Below are 22,466 nucleotides of genomic sequence, written 5' to 3' on the forward strand. Positions count from 1 at the left end.
CCATGGGCAAGTGTGTTCAATCAGACCACCGGCGCCTGAACCAGGATGGCACGGAAGTCGTTGACATTGGTCAGCGTCGGACCTGTGACCACCTGCGCGTCGAGCGTTGCGAAGAAGGAATGGGCATCGTTTCGCTTGAGAGCGAGCTTGGGATCCGCCCCCTGTTTGTCCGCGGCCGTCAGCGTCTGCGGTCCGATAACGGCACCCGCCACTTCGGCCGCGCCGTCGACGCCATCCGTGTCGCAGGCCAAGGCATGGATGCCGGACGCACCGTCGAGGGCCAGTGCCAGCGCCAGGCAGAATTCGGCATTGGGACCGCCGATGCCATCACCGCGCCGGGTAACGGTCAGTTCGCCGCCGGACAACAGCAGGATCGGCGGATCGCCTGACTTCATGGCTGCCTGCAATGCCAGCGCCTCTTTCGCCTGCATCTCGGCAACCTCTCGCGCCTCACCTTCGAGCGCGTCGCCGAGCAGGCGCACGTCGCAACCATGCTGGCGGGCGAGGATTGACGCTGCCTCCAGCGACTGCCGTGGCGCGGCATAGATGACATTGCGGGTCCGCGCGAGCCGAGGATCGTCGGGGCCCACGACGCCGGATGCCTCCGCCAGTGCCTGCCGGACCGAGGCGGGGACATCAACCTGCCACCGATCGATCACGGCAAGAGCCTCGTGCGGTGTCGAGGGATCGCCAACCGTCGGGCCGGAGCCGATAAAGGCCGGATCGTCGCCGGGCACATCCGAAATCATCAGCGCGAGCAGATCCGCCGGCCAGGTGGCGGCGGCCAGTTGCCCGCCCTTGACCTGGCTCAGATGCTTGCGGACCGTGTTCATCCGGTCGATGGGCGCGCCGGAGGCCAGGAGCGCCTGATTGACCGCCTGCTTTTCCGCAAGCGACACACCGGGAACCGGCTGGACCAGCAACGCAGACGCGCCGCCGGAAATCAGCGCAAGAACGAAATCCCCCTCACCCGCCCCCTCGACCAGGGACAGCATGCGCGCGGTCGCATCCAGGCCAGCCTGATCCGGTACCGGGTGGGCCGCCTCGACGATCTCGATCCCGCGACATGGACGGCCATAGCCGTAGCGGGTGATGACCAGGCCCTCGCAGGGACCCCAGGCGGCTTCGACAGCTTCGGCCATGCGGGCGCTTGCCTTGCCGGCGCCGATGACGAACACGCGCCCCTTCGGCTTTTCGGGCAGGAAATCCTTCAGCGATCGCATGGGGTCTGCCACTTCGACGGCGCGGTCGAAGAGTGTTCGCAAAAACTGTTCCGGGTGGTCGATCATGCGTTTCGTCTTTCACCGCTCGTGTTCCGCACGACCAGTTCCACCCCTGTCAGGGTTTCCGGCTGCGGACGCTGGCCCTCTTCCAGCCAGGCGAGCACGGTTGCCGCGATGCTGCGGCCAAATTCGGCGACCCCGCAATGGACCGTCGACAAGGCGGGAAACACCTGGCCGCATTCCTCGATGTCGTCGAAGCCGACGATCTGGAAATCTCGCCCGACCTTGCGATCACGCTCGGCAAAGCCCGAGAGCATGCCGAGTGCCACCAGATCGTTGAAACAGATCGCCGCATCGATCTCCGGATGCGTCCGCACAAGTTGTCCTGCGGCCTCGCGGCCGAAGGCGCGGCTCGCCCGGCCGGAGAGAACGAACGGCTCCATCCCGACTTCGGCCAGGGCTTCGAAATAACCCGCCATGCGCTCACGCGTGACGGCGCGGTCCGCCAGTCCGCCGACGAAAGCGATCCGGGCTGGATTGGACATCATGAGGTGCCGCGCCGCGAGAAGGCTGCCGAGACGGTAGTCCGGGGCGGCAAAGGGAAACTGCTCGACGCGCGGATCGACCTTTCGCAGCACCTGCATGGTGGGAATGCCGCCACGCGCAATGGCGTCAAAGGTGCCGCCCTCATCGCCATAGGCGGGAGACAGAACTAGGGCAGAGACGCCGTGCTCGATCATGGCGCCGACGACCTGGGCCTGGACCGCCGGATCCTCGTCGGTATTGGCTACCACCGTGGCATAACCCCGCGCGGACAGAGCCATCTGCAGGGAGGTCGCAAATTCGGTGAAAAACGGGTTGCGCAGGTCGTTGATCACGAGGCCGATGAGGCCGACATTGGACGAACGCAGGTTGGCGGCGGCGCGGTTGTAGACATAACCGACCTTGTCCATCGCTTCGCGCACGAGGCGACGCGTCTCATCCTTGACCAGCGGGCTGTTCTGCAGGACGAGGCTGACGGTGGATTTGGAGATCCCCGCCACACGCGCCACATCGATGATCGTCGGCCGACGCTCCATGCCTCTCAATATACCCCGTGCAATTCCAGCAAGACCCGCATCCTTCTCACGGCAAGCTCAGGATCGGCAAGCAGATTTGCCTGGTCGGCCAGCCGGAAGACCTCTGCATAGTGGACGATGTCGCGGCTCGACTGGAAGCCCGCCGGCATGATGAAGTGCCGCTGGTGACCATTCAGCCAGGCGAGGAAGGCAATGCCTGCCTTGTAGAAACGCGTCGGCGCGCGGAAGATCTCGCGGCTGAGCGGCACGGTCGGTTTCAGCAGGCGGTGATAGGTTTCAAGATCACCGGCCGCGAGCGCATCCAGCGCCTGCGAAGCAGCCGGCGCGATGGCGGCGAAGATGCCGAGCAGTGCATGGGAGTAATGCTTGCCATCGCCGGCGATCAGGTCGGCATAGTTGAAGTCGTCGCCCGTGTAGAGACGAACACCCTCCGGCAGGCGGGCGCGAAACGCCTCTTCATGCGCCTGGTCGAGCAGCGAGATCTTGATGCCGTCGACCTTGCCGGGGTTCTCGCCGATCAGGTCGAGCACGAAGTCGCTGGCTTCAGCGACATCATCGCTGCCCCAATAGCCCTTCAGCGCCGGATCGAACATGTCGCCCAACCAATGCAGGATGACGGGTTCGCGGGCGCCATCGATCAGGCGACGATAGACGGAACGATAGACGTCAGGACCTGCGCCGATGGCGGGGAAGGCACGCGAGGCCATGAGGATCAGCTGTCCGCCAGCCGCCTCGATGGCCTCGGCCTGGGTCTGATAGGCACCGGCGATCTTGTCGGCGGTCGTGAGGTCGGCAAGCGCCACGTGGTCGGTGCCAGCCCCGCAGGCGACGCGCGGCTTCATCGGATGCGCCTTCGCCGCCACCATCGTGCGCTGGATCAGTTCCAGCGCCGTCGGCCAGTCGACGCCCATGCCGCGCTGGGCCGTGTCCATGGCTTCGGCAAGACCGAGGCCCTGATCCCAGAGCGAGGTGCGGAAGGCAAGTGTGCCCTCCCAGTCGACCGCTGGTCGCGTGTCCCAGGGATTGCGTTCGCTGAGCGGGTCGGAGACGACATGGGCGGCGGCAAAAGCCGTGCGGGTCAGCGGACGGGTGGGCGCGCGCGGTGTGAGCGGCGTTCCGGTGAGGCGGTAGTCTTCGATGCGGCCATCGGCGGTGGGTAATGCAATCATGTTGGAGATCCCTCAGTTTGGGCGGGCAGGTCGAAGACGAGGATGCCGTCGAGACCACCCTCGGCATGGGCAACCAGACGGGCGCCGAAGCGTTTGTGATCAGGGTGCTGCTGATAGGCTTCGAGTGCTTCCCAGTTGCTGAAATCGGCAACGAAGCCGTGCAGATAGCCGCGTTCGATGCGCTCCGGGCTTTCGCTGCGCCCTGACGTGATCGAGAGCAGGCCCGGCAGCTTGCCTTCGATCTGATGCAGCTCGGCGAAGAGGTCGTCGATGACAGCGGATGAAACCGCCGGCTGGAAACGAACGAGCACGATGTGACGGATCATGCCGCTGCTCCGTGATCGGCCTTGACCATGTCGGCTGCCTTTTCGGCGATCATGATGGTCGGTGCGTTGGTGTTGGACGAAACGACCGTCGGCATGATCGAGGCGTCGATGACGCGCAGCCCTTCGATGCCGTTGAAGCGCAGGCGCGGATCAACGACCGCTGACGGATCTGACCCCATCCGGCAGGTGCCGGCCGGATGGTGGTCGGTCTTCGAGTGACGGCAGGCGTAGGCGAAATAGTCCTGGTCGCTTTGCACGTCCGGGCCAGGAAGACGCTCGGCCAGAACAAAAGGCTTCAGCGCATCCTGGCGCATGATGTCTCTTGCGATCTTCAAACCCCGGATCGACATCTCGCGATCATAGGGATCCTCCCAGTAGTTGGGATCGATCAAGGGGGCTGCAAGCGGATCGGCCGAGCCGAGTCGGACGGTACCGCGCGACCGGGGGCGGAGATAGGCGGAATTCAGCGTCACGCCACCATTCGGCATGGCGGCGACACCGGCCTCGATGCCGGACCCGAGGCCGAGATGGAACTGGATATCCGGCGAGCGGGCCTCGGGATCGGCGTACCAAAAGCCGCCGGTTTCGAAGAGGCTGGAGGCGACGGGACCGCTCTTCGTCAGCAGGTATTGCAGGCCGGCGAGCACCGAGAGATGCGGCTTGGCATAACGGTCATAGGTATGCGGTCCGGTGCATTCGGCGATGACGAAGAGATCGAGATGATCCTGCAGATTGGAGCCGACGCCCGGCTGGTCGAAAACGACGGGCAGACCGACCGAGGCGAGGTGGTCGGCAGGGCCGATGCCCGACAGCATCAGAAGACGCGGACTGCCAATTGCGCCCGACGAGAGCAGCACTTCCCGTTCGGCCCTGATCACGCCTTCGCCGACAAGCTCGACGCCGACGGCGCGCCCGTTTTCGACCACGAGTTTGAGCACCTGTGCATCCGTGCGGATGGTGAGATTGGGACGGTTGCGCGCGGGATTGAGATAGGCAATCGACGCGGAGGAGCGGCGGACATTGCGCTGGGTCAGTTGGTAATATCCGACGCCATCCTGCGTCTCGCCGGTCATGTCGCCATTGAAGGGAATGCCGAGTTCGGCGGCTGCCTTGAAATAGGCCTCGCAGATCGGCAGGGGAGCGGACGGTTTGCTCACACCGAGCGGACCGCCCTTGCCGTGATAGCGGTTGTCGAAGCTGTCATTGTCCTCCGCCTTGCGGAAATAAGGCAGGACGTCCTCGTAGGACCAGCCTTCACAGCCCATCTGGCGCCAGTCGTCATAGTCGAGCGCGTTGCCGCGCGTGTAGATCTGCGCGTTGATGCTGGAACCGCCGCCGATGACCTTCGCCTGGGTGTAGCGGATCACCATGTTGTTCATGTGCCGCTGGGGCACCGTATTCCAGCCCCAGCTGCCGATGCCCTTGGTCATCTTCGCGAAGCCTGCTGGCAGATGGTAGAAGGGATGCCAGTCGCGACCGCCCGCTTCGAGCAGGAGCACGTTAAAATCGGGATTTTCCGACAGCCGGGCCGCCAGCACCGAGCCTGCCGAACCGCCACCCACAATGATGAAATCAAAAGCTTGCCGCATGAAAATCTCCTAGAGGCGCGCGAGCGACAGACCGCCGTCGACCGGAATGACGGCCCCATTTGCGAAGGCAAACCGTCCTTCCGCAAGCGGCACAACCACGCTGCCGATATCGGCCGGCTGGCCCCAGCGCTCTGCCGGAACGAGCCCACCCTCGATCCGCGCCGTGTATTTGTCCTTCACACCCGCCGTCATCTCGGTCTCGATGATGCCAGGTCTGAGCTCGAAAACGCCGATGCCATGGGGGGCGAGGCGCAGCGCAAAGAGCTCCGCCATCATGCCGGCACCGGCCTTGGAAATGCAGTATTCCGCCCGTTCGATCGACGCCATGCTGGCACTGACAGAGGTCACGAAGACGATCGAGCGATAGGTGTCTGACGGGGCTGCCAACATGCGCCGCGCGACCTCCTGGGCGAGGAAGAAGGCGCCGCGCAGATTGACGCCGAGCACGAAGTCGAAGCTGTCTGGCGTCAGCGCGAGCATGTCGCCGCGCACCTTGGCGGGCACGCCGGCATTGGAGACCAAGGTTGTGACAGGGCCGAGACTGGCCTCGACCGTATCCAGAACCGACGCGACGTTGTCGATGTCCTGCAGATCGTGGCGAACATAGATGGCGGCAGCGCCCAGTTCAGTAAGCGCTGCCTGTACCTGCGGCGCATCTTCGCCCGACCTCGACGCCAAGGCAACCTTGAAGCCGGCGCTTACGAGTTCGCGGGCGATGCCGAGGCCGATGCCCTGCTGGCCTCCGGTGATGAGTGCGACCTTGCTCACGGCTTGAACTCCGTTTCGATGATGTGCTGGCCCGACCGCAGAGCGAGTGCTGCGATGGTCAGTGCCGGATTGACGGCGGCCGAGGTCGGCAGGATCGACGCGTCGACGATGAAGAGATTGCGATGATCATGGCTGCGGCCGAAGCTGTCGACCACGCTCTTTGTCGGATCGGACCCCATGCGCGCCGTACCGCATTGATGCGAGGGTGTGCGGCGGTCGAAGGGATGCGACAGCACGACCGGGTAACCGGCCTTGCGCAGAAGGCGCTTGAGCTTGTCGACCAAAGCGAGATGCCCTTCCCAGTTCGACCGCTTCCAGTCGAGTACGATCCTGCCGTCTCTGACCGTCACGCGGCTTTCCGGGTTGGGCAGATCCTCCGACATGGCATAGAGATCGATCGAGCGATCCGCGATCCAGTGGGCGAGCGGTCGCGGCAGCGGCGAGCTTGCTGACAGAATCGGCCCGGTGATCTTGCCGAGCAGCTGGATGTTGCCGAGCGGTTCGCCATTCGGCCCGCCCGTCAGGTAGAAGTCGTTGACGAGCAGGGTCTTCTGGTAGACCGACAGATTGCGCCGGAAGGGATGGAGGGCGAGAACCGCAGAGCAATTGTGGTTCATGAAGTTGCGACCGACCTGGTCGGAGCGATTTGCGAGACCCTGGGGATGCCGTTCGTCGGCCGATGACAGCAGGATGGCAGCGCTTCGGACGGCGCCGGCCGAGAGAATGACCAGCGGTGCGGTCAGCACCTTTGTCTCGCCCCGTTCCAAGACCTCGACACCGGTGATCTGACCACCCTCACCCGCCACCAGGCGTGTCACCTCACACCCCGTCACAAGCGACACGTTGGGATGGCGAAGCGCTGCGGCGAGGCTCACGGTCTCCGCATCCTTCTTGCCGCCGCAGGTGTCTGGATAGGCGTCCCAGGTCGTGCGCCCATGCTTGAGCCATTTGTCGATGTCGACACCGAGCGGCAGGGATGCCGGGTGCAGCCCGACAGATTTCAGCCGGCGGCGAAGATCTGATATCACCGGCTCGTCCGGCACGGGCGTGTGGTCGTAACTTCCGGAATGGGGCGGCTCGGTCGGGTCTTCGCCGAGTATTCCCCGGACCTCGAACATCCGCTCGGCCTGCTGGTACCACGGTTCCAGGCTGTCGTAAGCGATCGGCCAGCCGGGCGTCGTTCCGCCCATGTGGCGCAGGGGCGAAAAGTCCTCGCGGCGATAGCGCAGCAGCACAGCGCCGTAGAATTTCGAATTGCCGCCGACATTGTAGTAGTTGCCGGGGTTGAATGGCCGGCCGTCGCCGTCCAGCCATTCTTCCTTCGGCCTGAAATGCGCCTTGCCGAAAATGGCATCCGCGTCCCGATCGGCAGAGGAAGGCTTGAGCCTTTCGCCCTTCTCGACGATCAGGATGCGTCGGCCGGTCGGCGCAAGCTGGGCCGCAAGCGTCGCGCCGCCCATGCCCGAACCGATGATGATGACGTCTGCGTCGCTCATGGCCGAATGCGCTCTTCCGTCTTGGGGTCGAAGGCCACGGCCTTTTCCATGTTGACCGCGAATTCAAAGTCATCACCGCCTGTGATATCGACATCGGCGCGCATGCGCGCGATCACGTCCTTATTCCCGAGGCCCATGGTGACGAAGGTGTCGGAGCCTGCGGGTTCTGTGACGATGACCCGGTTCTTCAGGCTGACGATGTTCTGCGACTTGCGGTCGGCGCCTTCGGGATCGGTAATCGCCTCCGGCCGGATGCCGAGCAGGATGTCCCGACCATCCCAGGCGGCAAGGCTCGGCTGGCTGAAGGCGAGCAGGCTCTTCGACCCATCGCCCAGGACGACTTCGGCATGGGGCGTACCATCGCGAACGACGATCCGCGCGGGCACGACATTCATCGCCGGGCTGCCCATGAAGGTGGCGACGAAGACATTGGCCGGGGTGTCGTAGATCTCCTTCGGCGTGCCTAGCTGCTGGATGTAGCCCTTGTTCATGACGGCGATCCGGGTCGAAAGCGTCATCGCCTCGATCTGGTCGTGCGTGACGTAGACGATGGTGCGCTTGAGCTTGGCATGCAGTTTCTTGATCTCGGTGCGCATGTCGACGCGGAGCTTGGCGTCGAGGTTCGACAACGGCTCGTCGAACAGGAAGACATCGGGATCGCGCACCAGCGCACGGCCCATGGCGACGCGCTGGCGCTGACCGCCAGACAGCTGGCCCGGCTTGCGGTCGGTCAGGTGGTCGATCTGCAGGAGCTTGGCGACATCGAGCAATGCCTTGTCACGCTCCGGCTTCGGAATGCCATGCATCTCGAGGCCGAAGGTGATGTTCTGACCGACGGTCATATTGGGATAGAGCGCATAGGACTGGAAGACCATCGCGATGTTGCGCTTCGAGGGATGTACCCCGTTGATGACGCGGTCCTTGATCGCGATCTCGCCCGAGGAGATGCCCTCCAGGCCCGCGATCATGCCAAGCAGGGTCGACTTGCCGCAGCCGGAGGGGCCGACGAGCACGAGGAACTCGCCTTCCTCAACGGAGATGTCCACGCGATGCAGGACTTCGAGCTGTCCGTAGGACTTGGTGACGTTCCGGATGTCGAGAAAGCCCATGATCTTATCCTTTGACTGAACCGGCCATCAGTCCGCGCACGAAATAGCGCCCGGCGACGACGTAAACGAGAAGGGTGGGAAGGGCGGCGATGATCGCGCCCGCGAAGTGGACGTTGTATTCCTTCACGCCCGTGGAGGACTGAACGAGGTTGTTGAGGGCCGCCGTCATCGGCTGGCTCGTGCCGCCGAAGGAGACGCCGAACAGGAAGTCGTTCCAGATATTGGTGAACTGCCAGATGACGGAGACGACGGTGATCGGGCCGGAGACCGGCAGCAGGATGCGCCAGAAGATGCGGAAGAAGCCGGCGCCGTCGATCTGGGCCGCCTTGACCAGTTCTGTCGGGAAGGTCGCATAGTAGTTGCGATAATAGAGCGTGGTGAAGCCGATGCCGTAGACCACATGCACCAGGACCAGTCCGGGAACCGTGCCAGCAAGCCCGAGCTTGCCGAGCACCAGCGCCATCGGGATGAGCACGATCTGGAACGGGATGAAGCAGGAAAACAGCATCAGACCGAAGACGATGGTGTCGCCGCGGAAACGCCATTTGGTGAGCACATAGCCGTTGAGCGCGCCGACAATGGTCGAGATGGCGACGGCCGGCACAACCATCAGGATCGAGTTGAGGAAGTAGGGCTTGAGACCTGTCGGCGACACGCCGATCTGGGCGGTCGACCAGGCGGAGCGCCAGGCGTCCAGGGTCCAGGTTTGCGGCAACGCCATCATGTTGCCGCCGGTAATTTCGGCGAGCGGCTTCAGGGAATTGATGCCCATCACATAGAGCGGCAGCAGATAGAAGAGCGCGAAAAGGAGAAGCACCAGATAGATGAAGGCGCGGGTGACGCGACCGGTGCTGACGGCGGTGTCCTGGCTGACGGCGGACATCAGTTCTTCTCCTTCAGTTCGGCATAGAGATAGGGAACCATGATGGCCGCGATGGTCATCAGCATGATCACAGCGGAGGCGGAGCCGACGCCCATCTGGTTGCGGGTAAAGGTGTAGGAATACATGAAGGTCGCCGGCATTTCGGTGGCGCGGCCCGGGCCACCGCCGGTGAGCGCGATGACAAGGTCATAGGACTTGATCGCGAGGTGGCTGAGGATGACGAAAGCGGAAAGGAAGGCCGGGCGCAGCATGGGGATGACGATCCGGCGGTAGAGCTGGAAGCTCGAGGCGCCGTCGATCTGGGCGGCCTTCAGGATTTCGTTGTCGATGCCCCGAAGGCCGGCAAGGAACATGGCCATGACAAAGCCACTGGTCTGCCAGACCGCCGCGATGACGATGGTGTAGACCGCCATGTCATTGTCCTTGATCCAGGTGAAGGAGAAACTCTCCCAGCCCCAGAGGCGCATGATGCGCTCCAGACCGATGCCCGGATCGAGGAACCACTTCCAAGCTGTGCCCGTGACGATGAAGGACAGAGCCATCGGATAGAGATAGATCGGGCGCAGCAGCCCCTCGCCCCTTATCTTTTGGTCGAGGAAGATCGCCAGCATCAGCCCGAGTGCCGTGCAGATGACGATGTAGAGGCTTGCAAAGATCGCGATGTTGCTGATCGCGATGTGCCAGTTCTCCTGGGCCCAGAGTCGGCTGTAATTGGTGAAGCCGACAAAGGTGTAGAGCGGCAGCATCTTCGAACCGGTAAAGGACAGGAAGATGGTGAACAGGATGAACCCGTAAACGAACAGCAGAATGACGGCGAAAGACGGTGCCAGCACCACCTTCGGCAGCCAATCCTGAATGCGCGTGCGCAAGTCAGCCCCGGTCGAGCTTGTCATGAGGGTTCTCCTTTACGGAATGGAAAGACCGGCGCCATCTTCCTTGATGCAGATGGCGCCGGAAACCGTAGACGACGAGGAGCGTCGCCTGCGGTGGGGGAGGTTACTTGGCTGCAGCGACGGCTTCGCCGAGCGCCTTGGCGGCCTCTGCACCATCCTTGAAGCCACCATTGAAGGCCTTGGTCACGACGTCATAGACAGCGTTCTTGACGGCAGCCGGTGCTGCATGGCCATGGGCCATGGAGCCGAAGAGGGAACCTGCAGAGCTCGCCTCGGCCAGGTCCTGCATGCCCTTCTTGCCGCAATCATCAAAATCGGTGTTCGGCACGTCGGTGCGGGCCGGGACCGATCCCTTTACGACGTTGAAGGCCGACTGGAACTTCGGGCTTTCGATCGACGAGGCCATGGCCATCTGCGCCTTGATCTTGTCGTCGCCCGAAACGTTGAACATGGCGAACTGGTCGGAGTTGAACGTCACCGAGCCCTGCGTTCCGGGGAAGCGGATGCAGACGAAATCTTCGCCCGGCTTCTTGCCGGCCTTGAGGAATTCGCCCTTGGCCCAGTCGCCCATCATCTGCATCCCGGCCTTGCCCTCGATGACCATGGCCGAGGCCAGGTTCCAGTCGCGACCGGAGAAATTGTCGTCGGCATAGCTGCGCAGCTTGATCAGACGGTCGAAAGCGTCCGCCATGTCGGGACCGGTGAGCGTCGCCTCGTCGAGGTCGATGAAGGCCTTCTTGTAGAAGTCGTTGCCCTTGGAGAGAACGACGCCATCGAAGACGGTCGCGTCCTGCCAGGGCTGGCCACCATGGGCGAGCGGCGTGATGCCGTTGGCCTTCATCTTGTCGAGAACGGCAACCAGTTCGTCCCAGCTTTCGGGCGCCTTGCCACCGGCTGCATCAAGGGCTGCCTTGTTGATCCAGACCCAGTTGGTCGAGTGAACGTTGACGGGTGCCGCGATCCAGTGGCCGTCATATTTCGAGAATTTCTGCAGTGCTTCCGGAACGACCTTGTCCCAGCCTTCGGCAGTTGCGACTTCGTCGAGATTGCCGAGAGCACCCTGCTCCGCCCAGTCGAGAATGTCGAAGCCGAGCATCTGAACGGCGGTCGGCGGGTCGCCTGCGGTGACGCGGGCACGCAGCGCGGTCATCGCCGCTTCACCGCCGCCACCGGCAACCGGCATGTCGACCCAGCCGATGCCCTTGGTGCTCAGATCCTCCTTCAGAACGTTGAGGGCAGCCGCTTCACCGCCCGAGGTCCACCAGTGGAGCACCTCGACGTCGGTGGCATGCGAGATGCCGGCGGTGCCCGCCAGCATGGTACCTGTGATCAGCATGGTCTTGAAAAGGCTACGCATGTTATTCCTCCTGTTTAATGCGTTGCTTTCATTCGTTCCGGAAGTCAGTCGCGTACCCAGTTCGGCCTGGTCTTGCCGATGCGCATCACGACGGATTTGATCTCCAGGAATTCATCGAGGCCATAGCGGCCATTCTCGCGGCCCTGGCCGCTCTGCTTGAAGCCGCCAAAGGCGACTTCGGGGAAGCCATCCATCCAGGTGTTGGTCCAGACGGTGCCAGCTTCCGCGCGGCGCGCGAAGGCCAGGCAGGTGTGCATGTTTTCGCTCCAGACGCCGGCGGACAAGCCATAGGACGCGTCATTGACGAGCGAGATCGCCTCTTCGAGCGTCCTGAAGGTCAGGACCGAGAGCACCGGGCCAAAGACCTCTTCGCGGGCAATCGGCATGTCGGCGGTGACATGGGTGACCACTGTCGGTCCAAAGAACTCGCCAGGCAGTCCAGGGTGGCGCACGGCTTCACCGCCGAGGGCGAGCTTTGCGCCTGACGCCATCGCATCGCGCACATAGGCCGCGATCTTCTGCTGATGCGCCTCAGAGATGATCGCACCGACCTGGGTCTCGGGATTGAGCGGATCGCCGAAGGCGACCTTGCGGGAGAGCGCCACGACCTTTTCGACCAGGGCTTCCGCGATGTCTTCATGCACGATGATGCGGCTGCCGGAATTGCAGCATTCGCCCGCGTTGAAATAGACGCCGAAGGTGATGGCGTCGGCCGCCGCATCGAGGTCTGCATCCGGGAAGACGACCTGCGGGTTCTTGCCGCCCAGTTCGAGCGCGACCTTCTTCAGCGTCTTGGACGCTGCCGCGCTGATCGCCTTGCCGACGGCAGTGGAGCCGGTGAAGCTCACCATGTCGACATGCGGATGCTCCGCCATCAGCGCGCCGACCGGCTGTCCGAAACCGAGCACGATATTGACCACACCTGATGGCAACCCCGCCTCGATTAGCAGTTCACCCAGCATGACAGTCGTGGACGGCGTCATTTCCGAGGGCTTTATGACGCAGGTGCAGCCGGCTGCGAGCGCAAAGGGCAGCTTCTGGCTGAGGATCCAGAAAGGGAAGTTCCAGGGCGTGATGACCGAGACGACACCGATCGGCTCCTTCAGCACGACGGCGAGCATGTCTTCGCCCAGCGAATTGTGACTGTCGCCATGCAGCGTGCGGGCAAGGGCTGCCGCATAACGCCAGAGATCGGCGGCGCCGGCGACTTCGCCGCGCGCCTGGGAAATCGGCTTGCCGCTTTCGAGCGTTTCGAGCAGCGCCATGCGCTCGACATTGGCCTCGATCAGATCGGCGACCTTCAGAAGCAGCGTGGAGCGCTCCTTGCCGGTCGCACGGCTCCATGTGCCCAGGTCGAAGGCCCGCCGGGCGGCGGTAATCGCAGCTTCCGTCTCCGCCACGCCACCGCGTGCGGAGCGGCTGACGACGATGCCGTGCGAAGGGGATATCCGGTCGAAGGTCGCACCATCGGCACTGCCCTGCCACGTCCCATCGATCAGGTGGCGGCCTTCGAAGGGGGCCTTTGGCAGCGGATGGGCGATGGCAGCGGTCATGGTCATGTCGTTCATGTCATTCTCCCGAAAATGCGGGTTTGCGTTTCGCCCTGAAGGCGGCGACACCTTCGTCGCGATCGGCGCTGGCAGCAATTGCAGAGCTTCCAAGCGCCTCGATCATCGCATCGCGATCCTCGCCTCGACCCGCATGGATCATGAATTTGGAAACTTCGACGGCACGCGGAGACAGGCCGAGAACGGCCTGGGCGATGCTCCGGGCAGTCTCCTCCGGTGTTGCCGAAACCTCGGCCACGAAGCCGAAAGCATGGGCGCGCTCGGCGGAAATCCGGCGCCCGAACAGCGCCATCTCTTTCACGATCGGCTCCGGCAGCAGCCGCGCCAGACGTTGCGTGCCCGACCATCCCGGCACAATGCCGACATGGGCTTCCGGAAGGGCGATCGTGGCTGACGGTGCCATGACCCGGATATCGCAGGCGGCAGCGAGTTCCAGGCCGCCGCCGAAGGCATGGCCTGCCATGGCGGCGATCACTGGCTTCGACAGTCGCGCCAGGCGATCGAAGATGCGGTGGCCATCGCGCACCCAGTGGCGGGCGAATTCTGCAGGCGTCAGATCGCCCCAAGCGTTGATGTCGGCACCGGCGCAGAAAGCGCGTTCGCCCTCTGCCGTGACGATGACGCAGCGAACGTCCGCCAGGCGCTCCAACCGGTCGAGATGGCCGGACAACTGTCCCAGCATTTCAACCGTGAAGGCGTTGAGCTTCGCTGGATTGTCCAAATGGATCTCGGCGATGCCTTCTATAATCTCAAGATGGACAGTTCTCATGGCGCCCACCCCATCGGATCCTTCGACAGAAGCGAGGTCGAAATGACCCGCGCATTCTCCGCCACCCTCACCCGACCCTGCGATGCCGCAACGATATCCCGTTCTGGCTCTATGCCCGGCATGATCTCGGTCGCGACGAGACCGCTCTCCGTCAGCCGCATCACGCAGCGTTCGGTGATGTAGAGCACGTCCTGCCCCTGTTCGCGGGCTCTTCTGCCGGAGAAGGTGACGTGCTCAACCTTGTCCACCATCTTCGTAAACTTGCCGGGGCTGCGGACGTGGATGCCGTCCTCCGTCAAGTCTACGGCGGCGCCCGCCTCGAACCAGCCAGAGAAGACGATCTTCCTCGCGTGCGCCGTGATATCGACGAAGCCGCCGCAGCCAGCGGTCAGATAGGGCTTCTTGCCGAGCTTCGACACGTTGACATTGCCCTCGACGTCCACCTCGAGGAAGGACAGGAAGGAGACGTCGAAGCCGCCGCCCTGGAAATAGATGAACTGCTGCGGCGACGGCACGAAAGCGTCCGCATTCGAGGCACAGCCGAAGGCGAAATCGGTAAGCGGCATGCCACCAACGGCGCCCTGCTCAATCGCCCAGGTGACCGCCTCGGGGTGCCCTTCTTCGAGCAAAATCCGTGGCACCTGCGCGCTGATGCCGAAGCCGAGATTGGCGGTCATGCCGGCCTCCAGCTCAAGGGCGGCGCGACGGGCGATGACCTTTTCGACCCCATGCTCGGCGAGCTTGAAGCTCGACCAGGGCCGCATGATCTGGCCGGAGATCGCCGGATCATAAGGCGTCTCGCAGGTCTGCTTCTGCTCGGGATCAAGGACGACGAGGTCGACGAGATGGCCGGGAACGCGCACATCATGCGGACGAAGGCTGCCTGATGCCGTCATGCGGCTGACCTGGGCGATGACGAGGCCGCCATTGTTGCGCGCCGCAATCGCCTGTTCGAGCCCGCCGAGATAGGCGCCCTCATGTTCATAGGTGAGGTTGCCGCGCTCATCGGCTGTCGTGGCCCTGAGAATGCAGACATCCGGATAGATGTTGGGAAAGTGCAGCCAAGTTTCGCCCGCAAATTCGACGCGGCTGACGATCGGATGCGCGGACGCGCTTTCGTTCATCGCACAGCCCTCGCGAAGCGGATCGACGAAGGTGTCGAGACCGATGCGCGTCAGCACGCCGGGACGTCGGGCAGCCGCTTCGCGGTGCATGTCGAACATGATGCCAGAGGGCACATTGTAGGCCTCGACCCTGTCCTCGACGACCATTTTCCAGATCTCGGGCATCGGCAGGCTGGACGGGCCGGACGGATAGGAGCCGGCGAGCACGCGGCGGATCAATCCGTCTTTGGCGATATGGTCGATGCCCTTGACGCCATACATGTCACCGGCAGCGATCGGATGCAGCATGGTAAGATTGCGCGGATGCCCCTCGGCGTCGAAGCGCTTGCCGAGTGCGGCCAGGACGAAATCCGGGCAGCCGAGCGCCGAGGACGACGACACGGTCACGACGGCGCCATCCGGAATACGCGAGACGGCCTCGGCGGGGGTGACGAGCTTGCTCAATGGAGATCTCCATAATTGACGTCGACCCGAACGCCTTTCCTTGCGGCATCTCGAACGGCCAGCGCGACGGCCAGCGACTTCACCCCATCGACACCGGTTGCAGCCGGTTCCCCATCGCCGGCAACTGCCGCATGGAAACGGAGCACGCTCTCCCGATAGAGGTCATGATTGTCGAAACCGATTGCCTCGCGTCCCGCTGCCGTCACCAGCTCAATGGAGCCGATGGGGTTCTGCGTCATGACGTCCTTCGCAAAAATCGATCCTTCGGTGCCATGCGCCTCAAGCCCCGAACCGGCAAAGGGATGGGTAAAACTCTCGTGGCTCATCACCATCGCACCCGATGGCATCGTCCAGACGGACATGGCCGAATCCTCGACACCATCGCCGAGGCCCGAACTTGCCATCTGCGCGACAACGGAGACCGGGTCTTCGCCGAGCAGGAAGCGGGCGACATCGGCATCGTGAACGGTGATATCGGGAATGACGCCACCGCCGGCATCGGGCGAATTGATCCGCCAACCCTGCAGATGCGGCGGCAGGAAGACGGCATGGTGCAGGCGCAGCGACAGCACGCGGCCGATCCGGCCGGAGGTGATCAGCGCGCGAACAGCGCGATGGCTTCCAGAGCAACGCAAATGGTGATTGGTGGCGAAGACGAGCCCCGCCTCTTTCGCGGCGCGCACCATGGCGGTCGCATCATCCAGCGTCAGCGCCAGCGGCTTTTCGCACAGTACATGCTTTCCGGCCTTCACGGCGGCGAGCGCTTGAGGCAGATGCTTTTCATTGGTGGTCGAAATGTAGACGGCATCGACGTCGCTGTCCGCCAGAAGCTCCTGCAGGTCGGCGCCGGATTTCGGGATCTTGTGTTCAGCCGCGAAGTCGCGGGCGCGCTCAGCCGATGAACTCAGGACGCGAACGATGTTGCCCCGCTCCGCGCGGATCGCACCGATCATGTACTGACGAGCAATCGTACTGGCTCCGATCAGGGCCCAACGCATCCGTGCCTCCTCCAGACATTTCTAAAATTGGATCGTTCCAATTTATATGGAACGATCCAAATTCGGAGTCAACAGATTTTTTGGAGAATGGATGAACGCAGTGAGGTTCTTTCACGCAAGGGGAAGGATGGGGCTAGCGATGCCGGACCGCAGACGTCACCGAGGCGCGCGGGGCGACCACCGTCAGCCGCCCGCCCCGAAGGGCCCGTCCTTGGCCATTTCCGGATACTGGATGGTTTCGCGTGCATCGGTGTCGGGAGAGGTGGATGCGGCAGCGGAGAGGCGGACGCCCACACCGCCCGCGGCGCTCGTCACCCGCTCATCGATGAAGGTTATTCCGCGCTCTTCGAGCACGGCCCGGAGAGCGTCGACCTCGCTTCGACCGTCCTCGAGTTCGCCAGAGACGGATTCGAGCGTCTCGACCGTCGAAACGGGCACCCCTGCCTGCGCGGCCAGTTCGCCCTGCCCCATCCCCAGAAGCGCGCGGGCGGCTGCAATCTGTTTTCCGGTGAACAAAGGCAAGTCCTTTCGGCCCGGTCGATGCACGGATGGCAATCGATCCCGCCACTCTACCTAGAAGCCCCTGTCAGCCGATCAAGGCCTCGGCCCCGGCGAAACGCTCGGTGAAATCCCGCGGGTTGTCTGACCAAGAGTGCCCCGGCCCGCCATCACGAAAGGCGATGACTGGATCAGCTTTTTTCATACAGGCGTAACGGCCTTAAAGATTGACAGTTTCGGATTCATGGCTTCAACTGCAATTGTCAGACATCTTACATATATGGGGAACACCGTCTGTTCGCTTCACAGGAGGAATGCCATGAAGAAATTCATCACCGGCCTCGCCCTCGGGGCCGCCGTTCTTGCGATGACGACCGCAGCACATGCAGGCACCACGCTCGACCGCGTCATGCAAAAGAAGGCCATGGTCGTCGCCACCAACAGCGGCTGGCCGCCGCAGAGCTATCTCGATGACAACAACGAGATGGTCGGCTTCGACATCGACGTGTCGAAAGAGATCGCCAAACGGCTTGGCGTCGAGGTGAGCTTCGAAACGCCGGAATGGGCGACGCTGACAGGCGGCCGCTGGCAGGGCCGCTACGATCTCGGCGTCGGTTCGGTCACCCCCACCAAGGCCCGCGCGCAGGTCATCGATTTCGTCGGCATCTACTACTTCAGCCCTTACGTCTACGTCCTGCACAAGGACAGCACGGCCAAAACGGTCGAGGACCTGAACGGCAAGGTGATCGGCGTGGAGACCGCGACGACATCGGAAGACTTCATCAATCGCAAGCTTGAGATCGACGCCCCCGGCCTGCCACCAATCGAATACAAGCTCGAGCCCGGCGAAGTGCGCACCTTCGCCGATTCCATGCTGCCCTTCGACGATCTCCGCCTCGGTGACGGCGTTCGCCTCGATGCGGTGATCGCGCCGGAGCAGACCGCGCTCAACGCAATCAAGAACGGCTACCCGTTGCGCATCCTGGAAGGTGAATATGCCTTCCGCGAACCGCTCGTGGTGATCGCCGAGAAGGTCGATCCGGAATGGACCGCCAAGGTGGGCGGGATCATCGAAGACATGAAGAAAGACGGCACTTTGTCTGCCCTGACCACGAAGTGGTACGGCAAGGATTATAGCGCCAACTGATCCGAAGGGCGTGGAGACCCGGTCTCCGCGCCCCAACCACCCGGTGCCTCATGAATTATCCCGATACCTATTATTCCCGCACGATCGTCGATCGAACAGAGCGGCCAGCACTTTCAGGCCCTGCCGAGTGCGACACGGTCGTGATCGGCGGTGGTCTCGCCGGCCTCACGACAGCTCTGCAACTGGCCCGTGGCGGGCAGAAGGTCGTCGTCCTCGAAGCGCAGTCGATCGGCTTCGGCGCATCCGGCCGCAATGGCGGCTTCGTCAGCGCTGGCTTTGCGACCGACGTGGAGCACATCGCGCGGATCGGTGGCGCCGAGCGCGCGCATCAACTCTACCTGATGTCGATCGAAGGCGTAGAGTTCGTCCGGGAGACCATTGCGGCCCTCGGCATCGCGGGTGCGGACCCGATCGACGGCGTCACGAGCGTCATGCGCTACGACGATGGGGCCGGCCTCAAGGCCTATGCGGCCGAGGCTCGCAAGAAATACGGCCAGGAACTCACCTATCTCGATACGGCCAGCGTCAGGCAGTCGCTGAGATCGACGCGCTACTTCCATGGCGTTCGCGATGGCAAGGCGTTTCACATCCACCCGCTCAACTACCTACGCGGCATCGCAGCCGAGATTGAACGGCTGGGCGGCGTGATCTGCGAGAATTCTCGAGCCCTGTCCACAGATCTTGCTGGCGCCAAAAAGCAGGTGCGCACAGAAAACGGAGCGGTCACTGCGCGAAGCGTGGTCTTCTCGACCGGCGGATATACGGATCACCTGAACCCGCAGCTAAGACGGGCCATGCTGCCGATCGCGACCTATGTCATGGTCAGCGAAGAGGCGCCGGACCTGATCGCCTCCGCGATCACCACCCGTGACGGCATTGGCGACAACCGCCGGGCCGGCGACTACTATCGCCTGGTCGACGATGGCAGGCGGCTTCTCTGGGGCGGCCGGATCACCACGCGGGCGGCTTCTACCGCCGGTCTCGTCCAGGAACTGCGGCGCGAGATGACCGGCACCTATCCGCAACTGCGGGACCTGAAGACGGAGCTCGCCTGGTCCGGGCTCATGGCCTATGCCCGCCATCTCATGCCCCAGATCGGCGAGATGCAGCCCGGCGTCTGGCATTGCACGGCTTTCGGTGGCCACGGCCTGAATACCACGGCAATCGGCGGCAAGGTGGTGGCGGAGGCGATCCTCAAGCAGAGCGACCGCCACACGCTCTTTGCCCCATTCGGATTGGCCTGGGCAGGCGGGATCGCCGGGCTCACTGTCGCACAACTGACCTATTGGAAGCTGCAGGCACAGGACTGGTGGCGCGAGCGGGCGGCCTGAAAGGAATAGAGAATGATCGGTCGTCTGATTTTAAGCTACCCCGAGGCCTCGCGCCGGATCGGCGGGTTGCTGATCCTGCTCGTGATTGCTGTGGCGCTCTACAGCCTCGGGATCAGTGGTGCCTGGATTGGCAGGCTCGTCCCCCCGGCAGAGACCTATCTCGTCGACTACCCGTCCGCAGGTCGGGCGATATCTGCGGCGTTGATCGCCATCATCATGGCCATCAACTGGAAGCTTCTGCACCTGTTCAACAGGCGATATCAGATCATTGCGGTCTGGCTCGAGCTCTTCGGGCTGCTGATGGTCTTCTTCTATTCCTTCGATCTCTCCTTCGCCTTCATCGCCAAGAAGATCGGCTTTCTGATCACCCAGGGCGTGACCACCACGCTGTTCATCTCGGCGATCTCGATCGTGATCGCCACCGCGATTGCGCTTGCCGGCGCCATCGCCAAACTCTCGCGCAATGGGGTGATCTACGGGCTTGCGACCTTCTACACCTCGCTCTTCCGCGGGCTTCCCCTGCTGATGCAGATCTACATCATCTATCTCGGCCTGCCCCAGGTGGGTTATGTCATCGGGGCCATCCCCGCCGGCATCCTTGCCCTGTCGCTGTGTTACGGTGCCTACATGACGGAGATCTTCCGGGCAGGCATCGAGAGCATCTCGCGGGGACAGACGGAAGGCGCCACGGCACTCGGCCTTTCGCCGAGCCAGACCATGGGCCTCGTGATCCTGCCGCAGGCAATGCGGGTGATCATTCCGCCCACGGGCAACCAGTTCATTGCCATGCTGAAGGACTCGTCCCTCGTGTCGGTCGTCGGCGTCTGGGAAATCATGTATCTCGCCCGCACGCAGGGACAGACCGAGTTCCGCCACATCGAGATGCTGATCACCGCGTCGATGATCTACTGGCTTCTGTCGATCGGGCTCGAATTCATGCAGTCGCGCATCGAGGAACGCTTCGGGCGGTTCAATGTCCGCTGACGTCAGATTGGACGCCGGTGCGTCACGGCCCCTGGACAACCGGCGCGGCGTAGTGCTGACACTTTTGGCCTTCGCCGTCTTTTCAGGAACCGATGCGATCGTGAAACTGACTGCGGTGCGCTTGCCGGCACCGCAGATAACGCTTCTCGTCACCCTGGCCGCCTTCGTCGTCCTGTGCGGCTATGCGGCGGTAACAGGCCATATGCGACGGCTCATTCCCCGCCAGCCGGCGGTCGCATTTCTGCGGGCCCTGCTGCTTGCCGGCGACACGCTGTTGATCCACTACGCCTTCGCGCTGCTGCCCCTCTCGGAAGCCTATCTTCTGGCGTTTCTCACGCCCATCCTGGTGGCTGTGATGTCATGGCCACTGCTGGGGGAGAGGCTGTCGCTCACCGGCTGGGCGGGTGTGCTCCTCGGCTTTGTTGGCGTGGCGGTGGCTCTGAAACCCGGAACCGCGGGCCTCAACCTTGGCCATCTCGCCGCGCTCGGTTCGGCCGTACTCTTTGCGCTCTCGCTCATCCTGTTGCGCCGGACAAAGGTCGAGGAAAATGACGAGGCCCTGCTGTCGACCTTGTTCGTGGTGCTGATCCCTCTCGCACTCGGCGTCGCCCTGGCGCATGATGGCCTTTTGCCCTTGCGGCCGTTCGAAGCCGTGCTGGTGGTGGCGGGCGGCATCCTGCTTCTTGCCGGCCATGGGCTGCTGATCCGCGCATTCCGGATCGCGGAAGCCTCGTTGATCGCCCCGTTCCAATACAGTCAAATCATCTGGGGCTGCCTTTATGGAGCGCTTCTGTTCTCAGCGCCGATCGAGTTCCACACCCTGGCGGGCGCGGCCATCATCATCGTCTCCGGCTGGCTGGTGCTCAAATAAAGCGCCAACAATGGCGCTTTCCCCAGCTCTCACTTCCTGACCAGACTGAAGGTGAAATGGCTGCCGCGATGATAGTCGAGCGCATAGTTGACCGGTTTGCCCGCGACATCGAAACAGGTCTCGGCAATCAGCAGCGCCGGCCCGAAATCGCGGAGATCATGTCGTTCCACGACATCTGAGGGCAACAGGACGGAGGAGACGGTCGCCGCGGACATGCGGGGTCGATGACGGTATTGCTCCAGCAGGTTGAGCAATGACCCGCTCCAGTCGATATCATAAACCTTGGCCGGAATGATCGCGCGCGGGATGTAGTCGATACAGTAGAGGATCGGCTCTTCGTCATGCAGGCGCAGTCGTTCGATCCGGATGACGCGTGCCTTGTCTTCGAGCGCGAGTTTTTCCGCCACCGTCGCGGGTGCGTCTTCCTCGCTGATCGAGAGAACCTTGTTCACCGGCTTGTAGCCATAGTGCCGCGCCATGTCGGTGACGCTCTCGAAGACGGTGATCGGTCTGTCGACCTGGACGGCCGACATGGCCGAGATGAAGCGGCCGCGCCCATGCTCCACGTAAATGATGTCATCCTGCTCAAGGAGCTTCAGAGCCTCGCGAAGAGCCGGACGGGAAATGCGGAACCGCTGCGTCAATTGCGCCTCGGTCGGCAGCTTGTCACCGGGCTTGAGCCCCTCCGCGCGAATGAGCTCTGCTATCCGGTCCCGAAGCTGGATCGCCAGGGTTCTGGAATCACGGATGGGATCTTCCACGGTTACCTCGCAGTTTGTCTCCACCCGTTCTTGTCTGACAAAGGTCGGAAGGTCAAGCACGGGGCGAGACCGTTGCCTC

At 63.1% G+C, this 22,466-nt stretch carries 21 protein-coding genes; 4 read left to right on the forward strand and 17 right to left on the reverse strand.

Annotation, left to right across the window (positions count from 1 at the left end):
- Positions 1-20 precede the first annotated feature (20 nt).
- The 16 genes from DMY87_RS03400 to DMY87_RS03475 form a co-directional block, all read right to left on the reverse strand.
- Entirely contained in the window at positions 21-1,289 is a 1,269-nt protein-coding gene (locus DMY87_RS03400) for a glycerate kinase type-2 family protein (protein WP_110789852.1), read from the reverse strand.
- On the reverse strand, positions 1,286-2,302 hold the full coding sequence (locus DMY87_RS03405; protein WP_110789853.1) for a LacI family DNA-binding transcriptional regulator: 1,017 nt from the start codon (positions 2,300-2,302) through the stop codon (positions 1,286-1,288). Before DMY87_RS03405 ends, DMY87_RS03400 begins: the two co-directional genes overlap by 4 nt.
- A 5-nt stretch (positions 2,303-2,307) precedes the next feature.
- Positions 2,308-3,471 carry a dihydrodipicolinate synthase family protein gene (locus DMY87_RS03410; protein WP_110789854.1) on the reverse strand — a complete coding sequence of 388 codons (1,164 nt, stop codon included), beginning with the start codon at positions 3,469-3,471 and terminating at the stop codon, positions 2,308-2,310.
- On the reverse strand, positions 3,468-3,797 hold the full coding sequence (locus tag DMY87_RS03415; protein WP_110789855.1) for a Dabb family protein: 330 nt from the start codon (positions 3,795-3,797) through the stop codon (positions 3,468-3,470). Before DMY87_RS03415 ends, DMY87_RS03410 begins: the two co-directional genes overlap by 4 nt.
- Entirely contained in the window at positions 3,794-5,386 is a 1,593-nt protein-coding gene (locus tag DMY87_RS03420; RefSeq protein WP_110789856.1) for a GMC family oxidoreductase, read from the reverse strand. Before DMY87_RS03420 ends, DMY87_RS03415 begins: the two co-directional genes overlap by 4 nt.
- Before the next feature lie 9 nt (positions 5,387-5,395).
- Complete coding sequence (locus tag DMY87_RS03425) at positions 5,396-6,154, reverse strand: 3-ketoacyl-ACP reductase (RefSeq protein ID WP_110789857.1); 759 nt, start codon at positions 6,152-6,154, stop codon at positions 5,396-5,398.
- Complete coding sequence (locus DMY87_RS03430) at positions 6,151-7,650, reverse strand: FAD-dependent oxidoreductase (RefSeq protein ID WP_110789858.1); 1,500 nt, start codon at positions 7,648-7,650, stop codon at positions 6,151-6,153. Before DMY87_RS03430 ends, DMY87_RS03425 begins: the two co-directional genes overlap by 4 nt.
- Positions 7,647-8,759 carry an ABC transporter ATP-binding protein gene (locus tag DMY87_RS03435; RefSeq protein WP_110789859.1) on the reverse strand — a complete coding sequence of 371 codons (1,113 nt, stop codon included), beginning with the start codon at positions 8,757-8,759 and terminating at the stop codon, positions 7,647-7,649. Before DMY87_RS03435 ends, DMY87_RS03430 begins: the two co-directional genes overlap by 4 nt.
- Positions 8,760-8,763: 4 nt before the next feature.
- Positions 8,764-9,642, reverse strand: a complete 879-nt coding sequence (locus DMY87_RS03440; RefSeq protein ID WP_110789860.1) for a carbohydrate ABC transporter permease — start codon at positions 9,640-9,642, stop codon at positions 8,764-8,766.
- Complete coding sequence (locus DMY87_RS03445; protein ID WP_110789861.1) at positions 9,642-10,535, reverse strand: carbohydrate ABC transporter permease; 894 nt, start codon at positions 10,533-10,535, stop codon at positions 9,642-9,644. The genes DMY87_RS03440 and DMY87_RS03445 overlap by 1 nt, the downstream gene beginning before the upstream one ends.
- 103 nt (positions 10,536-10,638) lie before the next feature.
- Positions 10,639-11,892, reverse strand: coding sequence for an ABC transporter substrate-binding protein (locus DMY87_RS03450; RefSeq protein WP_110789862.1), 1,254 nt, complete (start codon positions 11,890-11,892; stop codon positions 10,639-10,641).
- A gap of 44 nt (positions 11,893-11,936) precedes the next feature.
- Positions 11,937-13,451, reverse strand: a complete 1,515-nt coding sequence (locus DMY87_RS03455) for an aldehyde dehydrogenase family protein (RefSeq protein ID WP_245408831.1) — start codon at positions 13,449-13,451, stop codon at positions 11,937-11,939.
- Positions 13,452-13,461: 10 nt separating this feature from the next.
- The gene (locus DMY87_RS03460; protein WP_110790363.1) at positions 13,462-14,229 is read right to left on the reverse strand and encodes an enoyl-CoA hydratase/isomerase family protein; all 768 of its coding nucleotides are present in this window, start codon (positions 14,227-14,229) and stop codon (positions 13,462-13,464) included.
- On the reverse strand, positions 14,226-15,797 hold the full coding sequence (locus tag DMY87_RS03465; protein ID WP_110789864.1) for an acyl CoA:acetate/3-ketoacid CoA transferase: 1,572 nt from the start codon (positions 15,795-15,797) through the stop codon (positions 14,226-14,228). Before DMY87_RS03465 ends, DMY87_RS03460 begins: the two co-directional genes overlap by 4 nt.
- Positions 15,794-16,795 (reverse strand): Gfo/Idh/MocA family protein, encoded by a 1,002-nt coding sequence (locus tag DMY87_RS03470; protein WP_110789865.1) that lies wholly within the window; start codon positions 16,793-16,795, stop codon positions 15,794-15,796. The genes DMY87_RS03465 and DMY87_RS03470 overlap by 4 nt, the downstream gene beginning before the upstream one ends.
- A gap of 183 nt (positions 16,796-16,978) precedes the next feature.
- Positions 16,979-17,311: a helix-turn-helix domain-containing protein gene (locus DMY87_RS03475; RefSeq protein ID WP_110789866.1), complete on the reverse strand. Its 333-nt coding sequence runs from the start codon at positions 17,309-17,311 to the stop codon at positions 16,979-16,981.
- Positions 17,312-17,612: 301 nt separating this feature from the next.
- On the opposite strand from DMY87_RS03475, the gene DMY87_RS03480 reads away from it, so the two are divergent.
- The 4 genes from DMY87_RS03480 to DMY87_RS03495 are packed head-to-tail and all read left to right on the forward strand — an operon-like array spanning position 17,613 to position 21,626.
- Positions 17,613-18,440 (forward strand): transporter substrate-binding domain-containing protein, encoded by an 828-nt coding sequence (locus DMY87_RS03480; RefSeq protein WP_110789867.1) that lies wholly within the window; start codon positions 17,613-17,615, stop codon positions 18,438-18,440.
- 50 nt (positions 18,441-18,490) lie between these two features.
- Positions 18,491-19,771, forward strand: a complete 1,281-nt coding sequence (locus tag DMY87_RS03485) for an NAD(P)/FAD-dependent oxidoreductase (RefSeq protein WP_110789868.1) — start codon at positions 18,491-18,493, stop codon at positions 19,769-19,771.
- Between the two features lie 12 nt (positions 19,772-19,783).
- A complete protein-coding gene (locus tag DMY87_RS03490) occupies positions 19,784-20,755 on the forward strand; it encodes an amino acid ABC transporter permease (RefSeq protein ID WP_110789869.1) in 972 nt (323 codons plus the stop codon).
- A gap of 52 nt (positions 20,756-20,807) precedes the next feature.
- Positions 20,808-21,626 (forward strand): DMT family transporter, encoded by an 819-nt coding sequence (locus DMY87_RS03495; RefSeq protein WP_245408812.1) that lies wholly within the window; start codon positions 20,808-20,810, stop codon positions 21,624-21,626.
- A gap of 29 nt (positions 21,627-21,655) precedes the next feature.
- Here the strand turns inward: DMY87_RS03495 and DMY87_RS03500 are convergent, their stop codons facing one another.
- On the reverse strand, positions 21,656-22,387 hold the full coding sequence (locus DMY87_RS03500; protein WP_110789871.1) for a GntR family transcriptional regulator: 732 nt from the start codon (positions 22,385-22,387) through the stop codon (positions 21,656-21,658).
- Positions 22,388-22,466 lie beyond the last annotated feature (79 nt).

It is taken from the genome of Peteryoungia wuzhouensis (genome assembly GCF_003205195.1).
Classification (GTDB): domain Bacteria; phylum Pseudomonadota; class Alphaproteobacteria; order Rhizobiales; family Rhizobiaceae; genus Allorhizobium; species Allorhizobium wuzhouense.